General features: G+C 67.3%; 13 protein-coding genes and 1 pseudogene. 6 read left to right on the plus strand and 8 right to left on the minus strand.

Annotated features, from left to right (window positions below; translation table 11 throughout):
• Positions 1-105: 105 nt before the first annotated feature.
• Complete coding sequence (locus VB059_RS01380) at positions 106-795, minus strand: response regulator transcription factor (protein WP_323420229.1); 690 nt, start codon at positions 793-795, stop codon at positions 106-108.
• The gene (locus VB059_RS01385) at positions 792-2,444 is read right to left on the minus strand and encodes a sensor histidine kinase (protein WP_323420230.1); all 1,653 of its coding nucleotides are present in this window, start codon (positions 2,442-2,444) and stop codon (positions 792-794) included. Before VB059_RS01385 ends, VB059_RS01380 begins: the two co-directional genes overlap by 4 nt.
• On the opposite strand from VB059_RS01385, the gene VB059_RS01390 reads away from it, so the two are divergent.
• The 6 genes and pseudogenes from VB059_RS01390 to VB059_RS01415 all read left to right on the plus strand — a co-directional run bounded on the left by VB059_RS01390 (position 2,443) and on the right by VB059_RS01415 (position 7,940).
• Positions 2,443-2,601, plus strand: a complete 159-nt coding sequence (locus VB059_RS01390; protein WP_323420231.1) for a hypothetical protein — start codon at positions 2,443-2,445, stop codon at positions 2,599-2,601. The genes VB059_RS01385 and VB059_RS01390 overlap by 2 nt on opposite strands.
• A 53-nt stretch (positions 2,602-2,654) precedes the next feature.
• Positions 2,655-3,089, plus strand: coding sequence for an SHOCT domain-containing protein (locus VB059_RS01395; protein ID WP_323420232.1), 435 nt, complete (start codon positions 2,655-2,657; stop codon positions 3,087-3,089).
• A 158-nt stretch (positions 3,090-3,247) separates the two neighbouring features.
• Positions 3,248-4,951 carry a helicase HerA-like domain-containing protein gene (locus VB059_RS01400; RefSeq protein ID WP_323420233.1) on the plus strand — a complete coding sequence of 568 codons (1,704 nt, stop codon included), beginning with the start codon at positions 3,248-3,250 and terminating at the stop codon, positions 4,949-4,951.
• A 142-nt stretch (positions 4,952-5,093) separates the two neighbouring features.
• Positions 5,094-6,401 carry a CynX/NimT family MFS transporter gene (locus VB059_RS01405; RefSeq protein WP_323420234.1) on the plus strand — a complete coding sequence of 436 codons (1,308 nt, stop codon included), beginning with the start codon at positions 5,094-5,096 and terminating at the stop codon, positions 6,399-6,401.
• Positions 6,402-6,844: 443 nt separating this feature from the next.
• Positions 6,845-7,166: pseudogene (locus VB059_RS01410) on the plus strand (transposase); the annotation flags it as partial.
• A gap of 462 nt (positions 7,167-7,628) precedes the next feature.
• Complete coding sequence (locus tag VB059_RS01415; RefSeq protein ID WP_323420235.1) at positions 7,629-7,940, plus strand: hypothetical protein; 312 nt, start codon at positions 7,629-7,631, stop codon at positions 7,938-7,940.
• A gap of 43 nt (positions 7,941-7,983) precedes the next feature.
• Here VB059_RS01415 and cas2 read toward each other — a convergent pair whose 3' ends face one another.
• Genes cas2 through cas7u form a run of 6 tightly spaced genes read right to left on the minus strand, consistent with a single transcriptional unit; the run spans position 7,984 to position 16,401 of the window.
• Entirely contained in the window at positions 7,984-8,373 is a 390-nt protein-coding gene (gene cas2, locus VB059_RS01420; RefSeq protein WP_323420236.1) for a CRISPR-associated endonuclease Cas2, read from the minus strand.
• On the minus strand, positions 8,283-9,890 hold the full coding sequence (gene cas1 / locus VB059_RS01425; RefSeq protein ID WP_323420237.1) for a CRISPR-associated endonuclease Cas1: 1,608 nt from the start codon (positions 9,888-9,890) through the stop codon (positions 8,283-8,285). The genes cas2 and cas1 overlap by 91 nt, the downstream gene beginning before the upstream one ends.
• Before the next feature lie 8 nt (positions 9,891-9,898).
• Entirely contained in the window at positions 9,899-10,900 is a 1,002-nt protein-coding gene (locus VB059_RS01430) for a hypothetical protein (protein WP_323420238.1), read from the minus strand.
• Entirely contained in the window at positions 10,897-13,617 is a 2,721-nt protein-coding gene (cas3u, locus tag VB059_RS01435; protein ID WP_323420239.1) for a type I-U CRISPR-associated helicase/endonuclease Cas3, read from the minus strand. The genes VB059_RS01430 and cas3u overlap by 4 nt, the downstream gene beginning before the upstream one ends.
• Positions 13,614-15,188, minus strand: a complete 1,575-nt coding sequence (gene csb2 / locus VB059_RS01440) for a type I-U CRISPR-associated protein Csb2 (RefSeq protein WP_323420240.1) — start codon at positions 15,186-15,188, stop codon at positions 13,614-13,616. The genes cas3u and csb2 overlap by 4 nt, the downstream gene beginning before the upstream one ends.
• 1 nt (position 15,189) lies before the next feature.
• Complete coding sequence (gene cas7u / locus VB059_RS01445) at positions 15,190-16,401, minus strand: type I-U CRISPR-associated RAMP protein Csb1/Cas7u (protein WP_323420241.1); 1,212 nt, start codon at positions 16,399-16,401, stop codon at positions 15,190-15,192.
• Positions 16,402-17,021: the final 620 nt, after the last annotated feature.

Here is a 17,021-nt window from a genome sequence, read left to right on the forward strand (position 1 = left end):
CCAAGGGCTGGGCGGGGACCATGGGATGGGCTGGGACGACGGGCGGGCTGGGACGACCGGCAGTCGGGATGACGGGTCGGCCAGGGTCGCGGGCGGAGCGTACGTCTAACGTACGAGCCCGGTCCGGTAGGCGATCACCACCAGTTGGGGGCGGTCGCGTGCGCCGAGCTTGGCCATGATGTGGCTGACGTGGGTGCGGGCGGTGGCGGTGCTCACCACCAGTCGGTCGCCGATCTCGGCATTGTTGAGGCCCTCGCCGACCAGGGTCAGCACCTCCTGCTCCCGTTCGGTGAGCACGGCGAGCCGCTCGTCGGAGCGTACGGCGGGGGCGGCGCCGGTGAAGGTGGCGATCACCGTACGCGTCACGCTCGGCGACAGCAGTGAGGAACCGCTGGCGGCAAGCCGGATCCCGCGCAGGATGTCGTCCGGTTCGGAGTCCTTGACCAGGAATCCGGCGGCCCCGGCCTGCAGGGCCGCGAAGACGTACTCGTCGAGTTCGAAGGTGGTCAGCACCACCACCCGGGTCGACGCGCAGGCCGGGTCGGCCCCTATCCGCTGCAGCGCCGCGATGCCGTCCAACTCGGGCATCCGGATGTCCATCAGCACCACGTCGGGATGCAGGTCCTTGACCCGGGCGACCGCTTCCAGCCCGGTGCCGGCCTCGGCGACCACGGTCATGTCGCGCTCGGCGTCGACCAGGGCCCGCAGGCCCATCCGGACCAGGGGCTGGTCGTCGGCGATGAGCACGGTGATCGGAGTGCCGGCGCCGGGCGTGGTCGGGTGTTCGTCGGTCATCGTTGCTGCCCGTTTCTGCTGCCGGAGTCACTGGAATCGGCGGAGTTATTGGAGTCGGCGGAGTCGCTGGAATCGGCGGAGCCACCGGAATCGGAGGCGCCGACATCGAGGGAGCCAGCGGTCGTTCTCCAGGGTGCCGCCGCCGACGACGCAGACGCTCCCGGGCCCGTGGAGGGTGCCACGCCTGCGGACGGTGCCACGCCTGCGGAGGGTCCCGGGCCAGCAGACGCTCCCGGGCCCGTGGAGGGCGCCGCGTCTGCGGACGGTGCCACGCCTGCGGAAGGCCCCGCCGCTGCGGAGGGCGCCGGGCCAGCAGACGGTCCTGCTCCCGCCGAGGGTCCAGCCGCCGACCGTCCGGGCATGCTCCCGCCCACGCCGAGCGGTAGTACGGCGGTGATCGTCACCCCACCAGGGCCGGAGTCGTCGAGGGTCAGGGTGCCGCCGAGGGTGGCGACGCGTTCGCGCATGCCGCGCAGGCCGTTGCCCTCGACGATCGGGTGCGCCGGGGCCGGGCCGCCGTTGCGGACCTCGACCCGCAGCCGATCGCCGTCGCGGTCGATCCGGACGTCCACCGGTGTGCCCGGCGCGTGGCGTACGGCGTTCGTCAGCCCCTCCTGGACGATGCGGTAGGCGACCTGCTGCACCACCAGCGGCACGCTGCTCACCAGCCCGGGCCCGCGCCGCAGGGTGATCGCGGCCCCGCCGGCGGTCAGCGGTGCGATCAGGTCGTCGAGCCGGTCGAGGGTCGGGCCGGGGGCCAGCGGCGCGGTCTCCTGGGGGTCACGGAGGATGCCGAGGGTGCGGCGGACATCGGTCAGCGAGTCCTTCGCGCTGGTCCGGATCGCCTCCAGCGAGGCGCGCGCCTGGGCCGGGTCGTCGTCGAGGAACCGCAGCGCCACCCCGGCCTGCAGGGAGATCGTCGACAGGCTGTGGCCGACGACGTCGTGCAGATCCTGGGCGAGCCGGAGCCGTTCGCGATAGGCGACCCGGCGCATCTCCTCCTCGTGGGCCTGTCGTCGGGCGACGCTCTGGGTGCGGCGGGTCTCGCTGACCAGGGTCGGCACCAGGATCGCCGCACAGCCGAAGATGATCGCCGGGTAGAGCCACGGGCTGGTCAGCCCGAGGTAGGGCTGGCGCCAGGCGACCGCCCACAGCATCGGCACCAGGGCCAGTATCCAGGCGGTCCAGGCGCGGCCCGGCCGGCTGGCCGTGAGCGAGACCAGGGCGAGGGCCGGGGCGGGCAGGGCGAACGGCAGCGAACCGCCGGCCAGCAGGTAGGCGGCCACCCCACCCAGCACCAGCAGGTAGGCCAGCCGGGGCCGCAGGGTCCGCAGCATCAGGCCGGCGCCGACGACCAGACACGCGGTGACGAGCACCGGCAGCCAGGGGGAGTCGACCAGCGCCTGCGCCCAGGGTCCGGTCGGATCGGGGTAGCGGGGGTCGTACGGGTCGTAGCGTCCGGGCATCATCGGGTCCCCGCGCATGTGCGAGCGCATGGTCCGCTGCATGGTGGAGGGGAGAGCGGTGACCAGCATCAGCCACGCCACCACGACCGCGCTGATCAGCGACCCGACGAGGCGATGCCGCTGGTGGGACCGCCCGCCGGGGGAGTCCGGGCCCGTGACGGGCAGACCGGGGCGGGGTTCCATGCCTCGATCGTACGTACCGATCATCGGGCGCACCATCGCCGCGGTGGCGTACCCGGAGCCGACCCCGTACGTCGGGCAGCGGGGGTGTCGTACGCCCCGCGGAGGGGGTGGCGTACGTCCGGCGGAGGGGGCCACGTACGTCGAGGGGCGTACGTGAAGTGCCGCCCGTGGACCGATGTGGCGGGGGTGACGGCGACGCAGACTGGAGCCATGTTCACCTCGCTGCTGCCCCTCTACATCCCGGGCCACATGGGCGGGCCCATGATGGGCCCTGTACGCGGCTACGGCTACCACATCTTCGGAGGCGTCTTCATGTTCCTCGGCCCGCTGCTCCTCGTGCTCCTCCTCATCTACCTCTACAAGCGGGCCGAGCGTCGCGGCACGCCGCTGTTCGGCTGGGGTCCCGAGGGCGGCCCCGGGCAGCCGGTCCGGCACCACCACGGGCCGTTCGCCCCGCCGGCCCCCGAGGACGAGGCGCTGCGTACGCTCGCCAACCGCCTCGCCGCCGGCGACATCAGCCCCGAGGACTACCAGGCGCGGGTCGACATCCTGCGCCGGACCAAGGACCAGGCCAACGATCCGACCGCCGGCATGCCCTACCTGGGGCCCGAGGACAAGGGGCCGGAGCAAGGAGGTCAGCAGTAGGACGATCCCCCCAGAGGTCACACACGGGTGAGGGCCCCGGTGCCGCACGGCGCCGGGGCCCTCACCCGTTGCCCGCGTCCTCGCCCCGTCGGGGCGACCGTTCGCTAGCCTGACCGCATGGGCCCAGCTGGGGCTACCGACACGAGGATGGTGCACCCATGAGCGACGCCACCGAGGCCATCCGCAAGGGCTACACGTTCGACAGTGACGCCATCGAGCTGGGCGTCCTCGTCGACGGGGGGACGCCGCTGCCCGACGTGAAGATCCGGCTCGCGCTGAGCATGCTGAACCGCCACGGCCTGGTCGCCGGCGCCACCGGCACCGGCAAGACGAAGACCCTGCAGCTGATCGCCGAACAGATCTCCGCGGCCGGCGTGCCGGTCTTCGCCGCCGACATCAAGGGCGACCTGTCGGGCCTGGGGGCGCCGGGTGTCGCGAACGAGAAGCTGCTCGCGCGGACGACCGCGATCGGGCAGGACTTCGTCCCCGCGGCCTGCCCGGTGGAGTTCTACGCGCTCGGCGGGCAGGGGCAGGGGGTGCCGCTGCGGGCCACGGTCTCCTCGTTCGGGCCGCTGCTGCTGTCGAAGGTGCTCGGCCTCAACGCCACCCAGGAGTCGTCGCTGACGCTGGTCTTCCACTACGCCGACACCAACGGCCTGCTGCTGCTCGACCTCAAGGACCTCAACGAACTGCTGAAGTTCCTCGTGTCCGATGACGGCAAGCCCGAGCTCGCCGACCTCGGTGGGCTGGCCAAGGCCACCGTCGGGGTGATCCAGCGCCAGCTCTCGGCGCTGTCGGCGCAGGGCGGGGACACGTTCTTCGGCGAACCGGAGTTCGAGACCGAGGACCTGTTGCGCACCGCCCCGGACGGCCGGGGCGTCATCTCCCTGCTCGAACTGCCCGACCTGGCACAGCGCCCGGCACTGTTCTCCACCTTCCTGATGTGGCTGCTGGCTGATCTCTACCAGCACCTGCCCGAGGCCGGCGACCTCGACCGACCCAAGCTCGTCTTCTTCTTCGACGAGGCGCACCTGCTCTTCGAGGACGCCTCGAAAGCCTTCCAGGACGCCATCGAGCAGACCGTACGACTCATCCGGTCCAAGGGTGTCGGGGTCTTCTTCGTCACCCAGTCGCCCAAGGACGTGCCCGAGGACGTCCTCGCCCAGCTCGGCTCGCGGATCCAGCACCAGCTGCGGGCCCACACGCCCAACGACGCGAAGGCGCTGAAAGCCGCGGTGGCGACCTACCCGAAGACCGACTACGACCTTGCCGAACGGCTCCAGCAGCTCGGCATCGGCGAGGCGATCGTCACGGTGCTCAATCCGGACGGCGCCCCCACCCCGGTGGCCCGGACCCGGATGCGCGCGCCCCGGGCGTCGATGCAGCCACTGGAGGCGGACGCCATGACGGCCGCGGTCGCCGGGTCGCCGCTGCAGGCCCGCTACGGCGCTGCGATCGACCGCGAGTCCGCGTACGAGGTGCTGAACGCCAAGCTGCAGGCCGGTGCCGAGGCCGCCGCCGCGGAACAGGCGGCCGCCGCCAGGGCGAAGGCCGACGCCGAGGCGGCGAAGGCGCAGACCGAACAGGCCAGGGCAGAGGCGCAGCGGGCCAGAGCGGAGGCAGCGCGGGTCAAGGCGGAGGAGGCCGCGCAGCGCGAGGCCGAACGCGCGGCCCGGGAGCAGGACCGCGCCCGGGAGGCGGAGCGTGCCGGTGAGCAGGAGCGTACGGAGCGATCACGCCCGGTGCGACGGGAGAAGTCGCTGATCGAGCAGATCAGCGAGAACAGCCTGGTGCGCCAGGTCGCCCGATCGGCCGCGCGGGAGATCACCCGCTCCTTGTTCGGGACGGGCCGGCGGCGCTGAACGGACGTCACCTTCACCCGCTCCGAAGGTAAATGTAAGGACAATTAGGCCTGCTTTCCGGTGTGATCATCGGCGGCGTCGTGGATGTTTCCGGTCTTGGGGTGCCACGTCTCGCGGCCTTCGGGACCGATAGACTCTATTTGTGCTGACAAATGAGGGTTCTGGTCGGGAGTCGCGGATACGGGCGCGGATCTGGGGCCTGGTCCCGGTCGCGGCCCTGTTGTTGCTGGCCCTGGTGCTGCGCGCACCGGTGGCGGTGGTCCCGCCCCTGCTGCCCGACTTCCAGTCGGCGCTGCACCTCGACACGTTCCAGGCGGCGTTGCTCACCAGCATCCCGGTGCTGTGCTTCGGGCTGCTCACCCCGCTGGTGTCCCAGCTGGTGCACTGGCTCGGCATCAACCACGCCGTCGCCTGGGGCCTGGTCGCCGTCGTCGCGGGCTCCCTGTTGCGGGTCGACGGCACGCTCGCCGGGCTGTACGGCGGGACGGTCCTGATCGGGCTCGGTCTGACCGTCGGCAACCTGGGCGTGCCGATGCTGATCAGCCGCCAGTACCGACACCGTGCCGCCCTGCTCACCGGGGCCTATTCCGCGACCATCAACGTCGCGGTGACCCTCGCCACGGCGACCGCCGTCCCGGTCGCGCTGCTCGTCGGCTGGCAGCGGTCCTCGGCGCTGTGGGGGGCCATCATCGGCGGTGTCGCGCTGCTCGTCTGGCTGGTCGTCTACCCGCCGGGCGTACGCGGCGCGCGAGCCTTCTTCCGCTGGCGGGCGGGGCAGGACGCGCCGGCGCAGACCGTCCGCCAGGGGCGGGCCCAGCTGCGCCGGGCCGGGCGTGGACCCTCACTGGCGCGCCGGCCGCTGGCCTGGCTGCTCGCCGCGGCGTTCTCCGGCCACACCCTGGCCTACTACGCGGTGACCTCCTGGCTGCCGCTGGCGCTGATCGACCTGCGCGGCCTGAGTGCCGGTCGGGCGGGCGTGGGCGCCTCGATCTTCCAGGCCGCCGGCATCGTCGGACCGTTCATGACATCCTGGCTCGTCGACGCCCGGCACTGGTCCCTCACCCGCACGGCACTCCTGGTCGGTGCCGGCTGGGCCGTCCTACCGCTCGGCATCGTGCTCGCTCCGGCCGGCTGGGTGGTCTGGAGCCTGGTCGGCGGCCTGGCGCAGGGGGCCTTCTTCACCCTGCTGTTCGTCATCGTCGTACGCCGTACCCGTACGGTCGACGACAACCGGCGCCTGACCGCGATGGTGCAGACCATCGGCTACTCCGTGGCCGCCACCGGACCGGTGGTGATGGGGTGGGTGCACGATCACCTGCAGGCGTGGGGGCCGTCGTTCCTCGTCGTGCTGGCGGCGGTGATCGTGATGGTGGTCGCCGTGCTGGCCGTGGCGCGGGATCGCCGGGAGTCTGCGAGTCGACAAGCGGAGAGCGGACCTCTGCACCCATGACGAGTGTCGGCAAGGAAGGCTGTCGCAAGCCGGACGGTCAGCCCCTACCCCTTCCACCCATGCAGCAGGGCTGTGATGCGGGAGGAGTTTGTGCTGTCATGGTTCAGTCCCACTCGCCACTTCGTTGAGGATGGGTCGTTGCCTGACATGCGAGACGCTTAGGCTCAGTTGCGGAGGGCGTCGAGACGACGCCCTCCGCCCTTCTTGTGACGCGCCTGTCAATGCTCGTGGTCTCTGCCGACAGATCCGACGATCGACGGACGATCGAGGTAGTGAGTAGTTGCATGCCAACCGAGCCGAAAAATTGAATCCGGCATTTCTCTTGACGAACAGTCAGGTACGGGCCACTATCGATGATAAGACATCACAGGACAGAGGCGTCGTCTGTGAAGCGCCCTGGGTTTGATGCCGTTCCAGTTTGAGCCCAGGAGAGGATAAGCGCCATGCCGGAGAGGATCGATCCGGACTTGAGGACTAGGGCGGTTCGCCTGGTCAGGGAGCACCGCCGTGGGTACTCGACGATGGCCGCGGCCTGTCTGGCGGTGGCCAAGGAGCTGGGGGTGGGCAAGGAGACCGTGCGCCGCTGGGTGGTCCAGGCCGAGGTCGATGCCGGCCAGCGTGAGGAGGGCACCACCGCGGAGGCCGAGGAGATCGGGCGGTTGAGGGGGGAGAACCGCCGGCTGCGTGAGGACGTGGCCATTCTGAAGGCGGCGGCGTCTTTCTTGCGGGGAACTCGGCCCCCACAAACCACTGATGATAGGCTTTGAAGTTGGCCCCGTTCGGTCACGACCGTCACCGACAAGGCGGTCCGTCACGTCCCCGATGTGGTCGAAGGCCGCTTCGACCAGGGCCGACTCAACGCTGTGTGGATCTCGGACATCACCTGTCTGAAGACGGGCGAGGGGCGGCTCCTACCTGGGCAGGGTCCGCGATGGCCGCCCCCGCCGGGTGATTAGCTACCAGTTCGCCGACCATCTCCACGCCGCTCTGGTCGAGACCGCACTACAGCGCGACGTCCTGTTCCGTGCCCCGCTGCTGGGTCCCGACGGTGTGGTCTGAAGCGGACCCGACACCGGAGCCCGAAACCACCGAGTAATGCGGCGCCCCGATCGTCGCGATGGTGAGCATCGATGCGCGTGAGCCCGGTGCCGAGGGCCGCCGTGCACCGGGGTATTGGGAGAGTGATCTGGTGATCGGGTCGGCAGGCGCAGCGAGGCCGCGACGCCGGTGGAGCGCACACGCAGGTTCGTGACGATTCGGGGCGTGCTGGCCGGGACGAATGCCGACGCGCTGATCCATCAGTACCTGCCCAAGGGCACCGAGGTCGCCAGCCACCAGCTCTACCTCGACGCGATTGCCGAAGGACTCAACGACAGCCGACCACCCCCAGCTGTCCTCGGCTACCGCATCACCAGAGAAGCCTTCGAACGCCTACTCCTCGACCAAGCCATTCCTTCCACCCGTTGGCACCGCACCGGGGCGCTTCACTTCAGGGAGACCGGTCGACCGGTCGTGCACAAAGACCAGCCCTTGCGATGAGAACCGAGGTCAGTCGGAGTGCGTCATCAAGAATAAAGTCCAGTCAGATGAGAAAGGACTCCCCTGTGGTCAGCTGACGTTGGCGCCCGACGCAGGAGAAAGTGCCCGGACCGACCAGTCGAGTCAGCCCGAGGTCGCAGATCAGCACGGAGTCCTCAGTCAGGTTGACGACGCTTCGGATCCTATTGACGAGACGGACCATTCCGGCTCGACCACAGTCGACCACGAAGACGCTGTATTGGACTCTGTCGCCGTATGATTTCAAGAGTTTGGCGAGAGTGCTTCTTCTGCGATCGTCGGGAACGTCGTACGCGATGACGAATCGATGGGCATCTTGTTTGGTCAACGTGTACGGATTCCTTGATATTGGCTGCGGCTTCCTTCCAAGACGCCAAGGATCATACGAGCCTGGACTTCTATTGTCCTTTGCCACGAGACTTGGTAACCGAATAAAGGATGCTTCCCAACAGTTTGTATCCTGCGTTCGTATGCGCCGACGATCGCTTTGCGACCAGATTCCTTGAGTCGGCAATCTCCCAAGGATGAGGTGAACATGCCGGTCGTGAGAGCGCCATTGTTGATCGCGGTGATCACTGCAGAGTCCGCCACGGGTGCTCGGAACTCCTCCATCAAGTCCAAAGCGAGAGCCGGCTTGTTGCGCGAGCTCGAGTGCAGGAACCCTGCGGAGGGATCGAGACCGCAAGCTGCGATGGACCGGATGGTGTCACTGACCAGGAGGCCGTACGCGAAGTTAAGCGCGGCATTCAACGGGTCGGTGGCGTGGCGGCCGTCTCGACCTGTCCATTCGGCAGCGAATCCCAATCCGGCTTGCCCCTTCAGCATGGTTGGGAATGCTGAGAAGTAGAGAGCCGCTGCCTCCCCTTCGAGAGCGAAGAGCTCGGGTCCAGAATGGGCTGTGAGTGTTTTTCGCTGGATGGATCGAAGGGATTTTAGGTTGTCAGGAGGGAGTCTTCCGTTTCTACGTAGAAGTGTCGCCTGATTTGAGATCTTGCAGGTGATGAACTCGCGTGCAAGTGCCAGGTCCCCTCGATGAGATCGCAAATATTGCGTCACTCGTTCCTGTCCATGGGGAGATTGGCCGGAACGGGACCACCCTACTACTCGGCCGCTGCCTGAGCACCACACAATCGTCGCGTCGCGCCAGAGCATCTCGCGAATGAGCGCGCTGGAGACGTCGCTGTTCCCATGTATGACAAGCCCTGCGACCCGCTCAAGGGGGAGGGAGGCAAGGTGCTCATCCCCCTTGACCACCTCCACCCGTCCGCTACGAATCTGGGCGCGGCTCCCGTAGGTGAGGAGGTGTACGATTTCGGCATTCGGATCGGCCACTGAGATGGAACGAGCTGGATGGCTGTCGTTCATCTCATCTGGTAGACACACCGAGGCGTGCGAGCAGAAGCGACATTTCTCGTCATTCACCAGAGGCGGAGGTGCGGATCGCGAGGCGAGTATCGCTCTCGTCTCGTCGATGTAGTGAATCGCCCGAAGATCCGATTCAAGCCCGAAAGGAACATCGACGTAAGTCTCGTGAGTGGTGAAGTAAACACCGGTGCGATGAACGGCCACCCCCATCGATTCCAAGCACATCCGTTGAAGCGCGAGCTGAACTTCTTGGGGCTCGGTCACAGCCGCCGTTCGCCGTACGGGAGTCGCCTTGTACTCCACAATCCTGACACCCTCATCAGGGTCGCTGTGTACGAGGTCACACTTTCCGACGAGCCCCAGTTCACGATGGTGGATATCGACTGCGCGCCGCTGCCCGGGACGCCCTTGGGCTGGGTCGTCAACGCGCTTGTGGCTGGATGACCCTGACTCCATCTGAAAGCTGTCCACGACCTCGCCAGCAGCCTCCAGCCATGCTCGCCGAGGACAGAAGACCGTGTGGCAGACGAGACTGATCGGGATCGGCTCGCTCTTGGCTTCAGCCACCTCAGAAGTCATCCCGATGCCAGCGAATCGATCTGCCCGAACTGGGCCATCCGCTCAGGAGCACTTGAGCTGCCTCCGACGCGGACCGGGAAGCGGACGATCCCGGCCACCCCGTGCTCACGGAGCCTCGCCCGGGAGCCGGTGGTCGTCGCTGCGGATGGATCGAGGAACGCGGCTGTGTCGAAGTCCTTGGAGGCCAACGTCATCCGCCACATGTCGAGCGAGGTAGGCCGGGTGAAGACGGGGAGGGCCATCGTTCGGGGATGGACCTTGTTCCTGGGCCAGCTTCCGGCGGTCTGGGACATCCGTGCAGCCTGGGGCACCAGTGGAACGAGACCGATCCCCCACAACGCACACCACGCCACAGCATTGTCCACCGGTCCGGGATTCGCGAGTCCGGTGGCCGTACGTGACGACGGGGAGTTCTTGCCGAGCTCATCATCCGATGATGCGCCGGCCAGGCCGGTCCTGATCTGATCGTCCGATCGTTCCGCGACGATCCGGGCCAGCGGCGCCAGTCGGTGACGTACGAACTCCTCGCCCCTGTTCCGTGTCTTCATCTCCCATCGAGTTGCACCGCGGTCGGGCTGGTTTTCCTTCCCGGAGCAGAGCCAGTGAGCCGGTTCCCCGAGGGCACCGATCAGAAGTCGATCAAGATGGGAAAGGGAAGGACTGTCCAGTGCCTGTGTCCTGGCCTTCTCCAGGGCATCCCACGACTCTTCGGAACGCGCTGGTTTGATCCTGGGGCTGAAGAGACCTGTGACGGTTCCCTCGTGGGGGACGGTGAGTTGCACCCACGAGCCCGGCGCCGAATGCGTCCGGGCATGGGCCCGGACCGCGGCCGCTGCGTCCATCTGTCCGGACCATGACACGCAGGGCCGAGCGTCGGCCTCGTCGGCCCACCAGCCCCGTACGTGGCGGGCTCCCTGATCGGCGAGGATGAGGCCGAGTCCGTACATCGCGAAGTGCCAGAGAGCGACTTCGGGGGACCCCCCGAGTGTGATCTTCACGAACCCTCCCGGGAGACTTGGCAGTCCGCAGCGCGGACCAGGGCTTCCAGATACGCACAGGCCCAGACACCGAGCTCACGGTCCGTCGCGCCGACGATCTCCGCCCACCCCCCGCAGTCGAACAGTTCGTGTGCCAGCGAATGCCATTCGTCAGGGTCGTTCGGGCGCAGCAGATCGCCTGCTGTTTGAGGGGTGCTGTAGCGTCCGTAGCCGTGGCTCGTTCCCACGAGCCGAAGCACGAGATCGCGGTCTGCAGCATCGCCTTGCGTCGTCATGTCGGCGTGCAGGACAGATCTGAGCTCGTGTCGCCACCCAGCTGGGAGGCCCACCGCGCGTTTGCCTCGCCGCAGCTGCTGGGGCGTGCGACCGGATGACTTCGCCAGCGCCGGTTCCTCGTCTCGACGTCCCAGGAACCGTTGGAACCGCTCGTCGTCCTTCCCGGTGTCGTGCAGCCGGGCTGCGTTCACGACGGCGACTGCAAATCGGTCTCCGACCCCCAGGAGTCGTACGAGCCGATCAGCTCGCTCGGCGACCGCATTGCCGTGGTCCGCCAAGGGCACCGGTCGGCCGCTGACTGTCCACTCCTGACGAACGGCTTCGTCGCGGTTGAAGGAGCCGATGTCAGTCAGGACGAGCCAGGGCAGCTCTGACACCTCGCCCGCGGACGACGGCAGGGTGATCTGTCTCTTGACTTCCTCGGCCCAGCGCAGGTCACAGGCACGTTGGGCGGACTGCGTATCGAGGCCGGCGAGGTCCTCGAGAATGTCCGGCCACGATCGCAAGGAGTCCGGCAGTTCTGCGTCACGAACCGCCACCAGGGCCCCTTCGGCTCCCCAAGTCGTGTCGAGCTTCTCGGGGGTGCTGGGAGGCTCTGCAGTCACCACGCCGTGCTCGGTGAGGGGATGGCCGGCGTCCACGATCACCACGTCACCCGGACGCAGGTCCTTCGAGGAGTCCAGCTGCGTCACGCTCACTTCCTGCGGACGTGGTCTGTAGAGGAAGGCTCGTGCCGGAGCTCCGGGCTCGGCAGCCAGGACGCGATCGACGACGGATCGCAACAGCGACAACGGCACCGGGAAGGTCTCGGCCTGGTCGGGCTCGGTGGCGAGCAGGAGTTCCAGCGTTTCCGAGTCACTCTTCGGCAGAGGCCGGCGCAGGACGAGTCCGCCCTGGGTCTGTCCCTCATCGAGATCATCCTGCAGCCAGAGCGAGAGGGTCTCGGCCTCGAAAGTGTCGTCCGCGGTGGCAGCCCACCGCCAGGCATCAGTGAGCTCGGGTCGCATGAAGCGCCGTTCGGCCGACTTCGCAGGCGGTGGTGTGCACCGGACTGCCCATGGGGTGAGCCCTGCACTGTCCAACTCGCGCAACCATGTCCGTGCGGAAGTCAGGTCGCTACTGCGGTACGGCGGAAGTTCTCGGATCTCGGCGTCGGATGGCGGCCCGACCACGACAATGCGTGCCGAGTCATCCATTCCCTTGCGGTTCACCCGGCCCGCCCTTTGGGCCAGTGCCGGACCGGGCGCCAGCTCCGTGACCAGGCCGCCGAAATCAATGTCCAGGCCCACTTCAACGGTCTGGGTTGCGACGAGCACGTCGAGCGTCTGTGGCTCCGTCGGGTCGAACAGCCCCGGATGCTCACGCATGAGCTTCGCAATGTCCATCGGTCGTCGCCGACCGACCCAACAGTCAGTGGCCAGACCATGGCGAGAGAGCTCTCGTGTGACTCGCACTGCTGTGTCGACGTGGTTGACGACGCATCCCACCGTGCGGCCACCCTTGCCGAGCCCCTGGCGCAGCATCCGAGCCTGATCCGCGATCGTCACGATGTGGGTCTGGGGTGCGGGTGTCCTGGATGGCCATGCCGGCGACTCCACCATGGTCAACGGCTTGGGACGAAGCAACCGTCGAGCCAGAGCTCTGTCCTCGGGACGGTCCAGATCGTCCGGCTCCACCGCCACACAGGTGGTCGCCGGGTCCCCGGTGTCCGGGGTCGCAGTCGTTTCCACCACTTGCAGAGGGGGGAGGCCCAGGTCCGCCTCGAACTGCGCCGCCAGCTCGCCGACACGTCTCGCGGTCCTGAGCAGTTGGGCGTTCAGATGTGCCTCGTCCAGGACCATCACGGAGTCGTACGCCAGGAGGCCCGCCTCGCGTGGGCGGGCGTACGGTCTGGAGCCGTACCCGCGCATCAGCAGGCGGCTGCCCCACATATCGGGTGTCGCTCCGATGACGGCACAGACGGAGGGGTCGTCCAGCCAATGGGAGTCAGGGGCAAGTCCGCCACGAAGCTCGGCCACGACGACCGGTTCTGCCGATGACTCATCTCGGTCCTTGGTGGTACGGAGTGTGCGCAGGAGTCGTGCGACCTCTTTCACGACGTCGTTGTCGCTGGTCAACAAGAGGCTGTTGATCTTCTGGGCGCGGAGCACCTGGCTGTCGACAAGTGCCCGTCTGTCCACGACGACCGCCAGCCGACGGGGGAGCCGAGGAGCTGCTCCGCAGGCCGATAGCGCCGTCGCGAAGATATGGGTGTCCACCACGTGGGATTTACCTGACCCCGTGGGTGCCGCGATCCTGTCCGGCCATGCCCCTGATGAGACCATGTGATCGAGCAGCCTCTGCTGCCATGAGAAGGGCGTGGGGCCGGACATGGTGTCGGATTCGTCGTCTCCGTTGATGGCGGCGAAGAAAGCTGCGAAGTCACCTGTCGTCAGCGTCATCGGGGCCAGGCCCCCTCAATGTCCGAGGGGAGGTCGACAGGGACCAGGAGCCCGCCGCCCACGTGGCGGGACTGGCCTGCTGCGAGCACTGCGGTCTCCGACGCCAGTCTCCCCAGGTCCAGTCGCGCCCGATAGGCCTGTGTGACCAATCCCTTGGGCAGCTTGTGGGCGTAGGCGGCGACATCCGAATCCGGGACGATGTGGGTCTCCAGGACCTTGGTCCCCTGCTGGCGGACCCAGTCAGTCAACTCGCGGTATCCACGCGTCCCTCGATGATGGACACCTGCACGATCCCGGAAGACGAATCCCAAGGACAGCAAGGCCGCATCGGACAGGGTCCATGCGCCGCGTTCATCAGTCGGCTGCCGGCGTGTTTCGGCCACCAGCGCCGGCACGGCGACCCAGGATCGCACCACGTCGGCTCCGGGCTCGGTCCAGAAGGCCTCGCCGGACACCAGAGCCCTCCCGTCCGTCTCCAGGACGCCTTCGCGACGGTAGATCCGTAGGTGGTCACTCAGCGCGCTCCACAAAGCGGCTGAATCTGTAGGAGACATCCCGTTCGGCAGTAGCACCACAAAGGCAGAGGGAGTGTCCACGAGGCGGTGGGCCTCGGCTGTGAGCCGGAGCACGGACTGATCGAGCAGGTGGATGGCTACTCGATTCGCGGGAGGAACGAGGCCTGAGGCATAGCTGCCGGTGATCACCGGCGGTGCGTCGTCCCCCAGGCGCTGTGCGAGCATCCGGTGGAACGTCACGCACCACGGGACGCGAGCATGCTGCTCGACGCGCTGACGGACCGGAAGCACGATGGCTCGGGTCCAAGGAGCCGTGGCGGTCGCCGGAGCGGGCATCGCGTAGTAGATGTTCCTGACGGGTGTGTCCGGGACGGGGGAAGGCGCTGGCCGCTGCGATCCGCTGAATCCATCGGCGGCCATGGAAGGGCGCTTCCGCGGGTTCGCCGTGTCGTACGCATCCTCAAGGCTACGGACGAACCCCGGGCCCGGAGATTGCACCGAAATGCCCCTCTGGGTGAACTGCCCCGCGCCGGCGACCTGACGAAGCGGGGACACCAGTGGGATCTCGGTGGACAGCACGACAGGGCTCTCTCCCTCTCCCAAGCAGACCACGTCCTCGCACAGTCTGGTCACGACGTCACGGACTGTTTCGGGGACGTCATCCCATTGCCAGCCGAAGGCCCCCGCGACTGCCTCACCACTGGCGATTCGCTTGCGGGCTTTCTTGTCGCGCAGCGAGGCCTTCCCGCCGGTCCCGTCAAATGTTCCTTCGGCGCGATAGGCCGCAATCTCCATCCCACGATGAACGGAACAGTGCTCCGGATGCTGGATTGCGTCCGGTGATTTGTTCTCCAGCCATTCAAGCGCGGCGAGTGAATCTTCGGAGGGCCGAAGGTCGCCCTCCTTCACCACCGCGCTGCCTCCTTTACCGGCCGACTGCATGAGCGCACCATGAAGCCGCTTCGTCGTGGGGAAGTGGTCGCGACTCACACCATCTGCGGCATGCCCGAGAAAAATTCCGAGCGGAAATCGCGCTGTGATCGTCAGTGCAGGCACGTCATTCGTCCTCTTCCTCAGCAATGGTGCCGCCGTGGACGATTGGGTTCCCCACAACTTCGAAGACCTGCCCGGTCCAGTCGATCCCCGCCACGTCGATCGCCCGGTCGATAGCTCTCGTGAGGAGAGCATCGGACCGGCCACGATCGAGGGGCTCGATGGTCTCGGCCCGGCCGTTACGGAGGTCGAGCTTGAATTCCGGGGCAGAGACCTCAACCAAGTCGCAGTTGGCGCGAAGAAGTAGCTCCTCGTTCGCGCGGGCCAGGGCCGCGAGAGCGAGCGCGGCCAGCAAGGTGCGGCAAGCCACGTCAGCCTCGAGCGGGCCGCCGAAACGGAGTTGACGCAGTGCGCTGAATGACAGCACGTGGGATCGGATGATGCGTCGACACGCGACAAGACCGAGGGTGTCCAGCGAAGGAGGAATGGATCCCAGCCCCAGCGCCGCCGCCGAGACGGTTCCCTGTTTTCCCTTCCGGGCCTTTTCTGCGGCCTTGCGCAAAGCCTCGACGTTCTTGGGGCTCAGCTCGGCTTCCTGGGCAGTGACCAGAGCGTCGAGGTCGTCGGGACTCACCCGGACACTCGGCGCGATCTCGTCCCGCCGGGCACCGCCTCTCTTCGGCACCGCAGTGCCGTTGCCACTCTGATCGGCCAGGACGCCGATGATCTCACCGACCAACGCGGAACGATAACGACCCTGGTTTGAGCGTCGAGTGGAGTCCCAGGCGCCCAACACCAGACTGACCGGACTCAGGGTGAGGAGCGCCCGGGCATCCCCCGGGGTGGCATCGCGAGCTGCTCGATATCTGGGATGCTGGGTCACCGACTTGCCGTCAACCATCGCAGCACGGATGTGGCCGTCGAAGGCGCGGTGCGGTGCTTCAAAATCAGCAAGATCACGCTCGGGATAGTGGACGACTATACGGGGCGTGCGAACAAGGATCGGGTCCTGGTCCCGGATCGCGTCAGCCAGTGCTTGCTCGACCCTGTTCAGCTGGCTCGGCTTGGAGTCGATGAGGACCACAGCCGAGGGCGCATCGTCGATATACCGCGTCTCGAACGCATAGGTGGCCTGATTGCCCGACACGTAACGAGCGGGAGCCACCGCAGCGTGTGGACCTGCCGCAGGGGCAAGCTCGGTCACAGCGGTCAGGACGCTTGCGCCACCGGGCGAGCATGCCTCGGCCAGTCTGTCGTAGGTGAACTCCACTGTCATTTTTCCTCCTGCCGGGTGGCGCGACCAACCGCCACATTCGTCGTCAGGACTTGATGATGCCGCATGAGGCGTGAGTGCGCCAGCGATTCGAGAACCTCACCAATGACTGGAATGAAATCTTCTCCATGTCGCTTGCGTAGGTCTTCGGCGAATTATGGAACGCCTCAAAACAGACTCTTCGTAGAAGAGAGGGAAGTCAGGGCGGCGTCACACCCGGTGTCCCAGGAACTGGCGCTTCTCTCGGCAACCCGCTAGGCCAGCCGGGTGGCTTCCCGGCGGTTGGTAACCGAGGAGAGTCCTCGTGGTGAGTCTGCCACGCATCAATAGTGGTGACTTGCCTGGTGATGAGCCTACAACGGGCGGAGACGCCAGGATCGTTTGTCCGGCCTTGAGTCCTGTTGAGAACTCCACCTAGTCCGTGACCGTCAACATCCGGCGGCCCCTCAAGCCACTCCCTCACCAGCAGGCGTGCTTCGACACTAGCCCCGGTCTTTCATGAGTGTCGGTGAGGCGAGGTCATGCGATGTCGTCGTCCCCGCCGGTGGTCGGTGTGGTGTGGGGGCATGGTGAAGGGCCGGCTGGCGCTGCCGGGCTGCGGTTCTCCGGGGTCCTCGTGTCGT

The organism is Raineyella sp. (genome assembly GCF_034933565.1).
Lineage (GTDB): Bacteria > Actinomycetota > Actinomycetes > Propionibacteriales > Propionibacteriaceae > Raineyella.

Excerpts from the sequence above, each read along its gene's own strand:
- VB059_RS01380 (WP_323420229.1), bottom strand. The coding sequence starts at position 795 with ATGACCGACGAACACCCGACCACGCCCGGCGCCGGCACTCCGATCACC.
- VB059_RS01390 (WP_323420231.1), top strand. The coding sequence starts at position 2,443 with ATGCCTCGATCGTACGTACCGATCATCGGGCGCACCATCGCCGCGGTG.
- VB059_RS01385 (WP_323420230.1), bottom strand. The coding sequence starts at position 2,444 with ATGGAACCCCGCCCCGGTCTGCCCGTCACGGGCCCGGACTCCCCCGGC.
- VB059_RS01395 (WP_323420232.1), top strand. The coding sequence starts at position 2,655 with ATGTTCACCTCGCTGCTGCCCCTCTACATCCCGGGCCACATGGGCGGG.
- VB059_RS01400 (WP_323420233.1), top strand. The coding sequence starts at position 3,248 with ATGAGCGACGCCACCGAGGCCATCCGCAAGGGCTACACGTTCGACAGT.
- cas3u (WP_323420239.1), bottom strand. The coding sequence starts at position 13,617 with ATGACGCTGACGACAGGTGACTTCGCAGCTTTCTTCGCCGCCATCAAC.
- cas7u (WP_323420241.1), bottom strand. The coding sequence starts at position 16,401 with ATGACAGTGGAGTTCACCTACGACAGACTGGCCGAGGCATGCTCGCCC.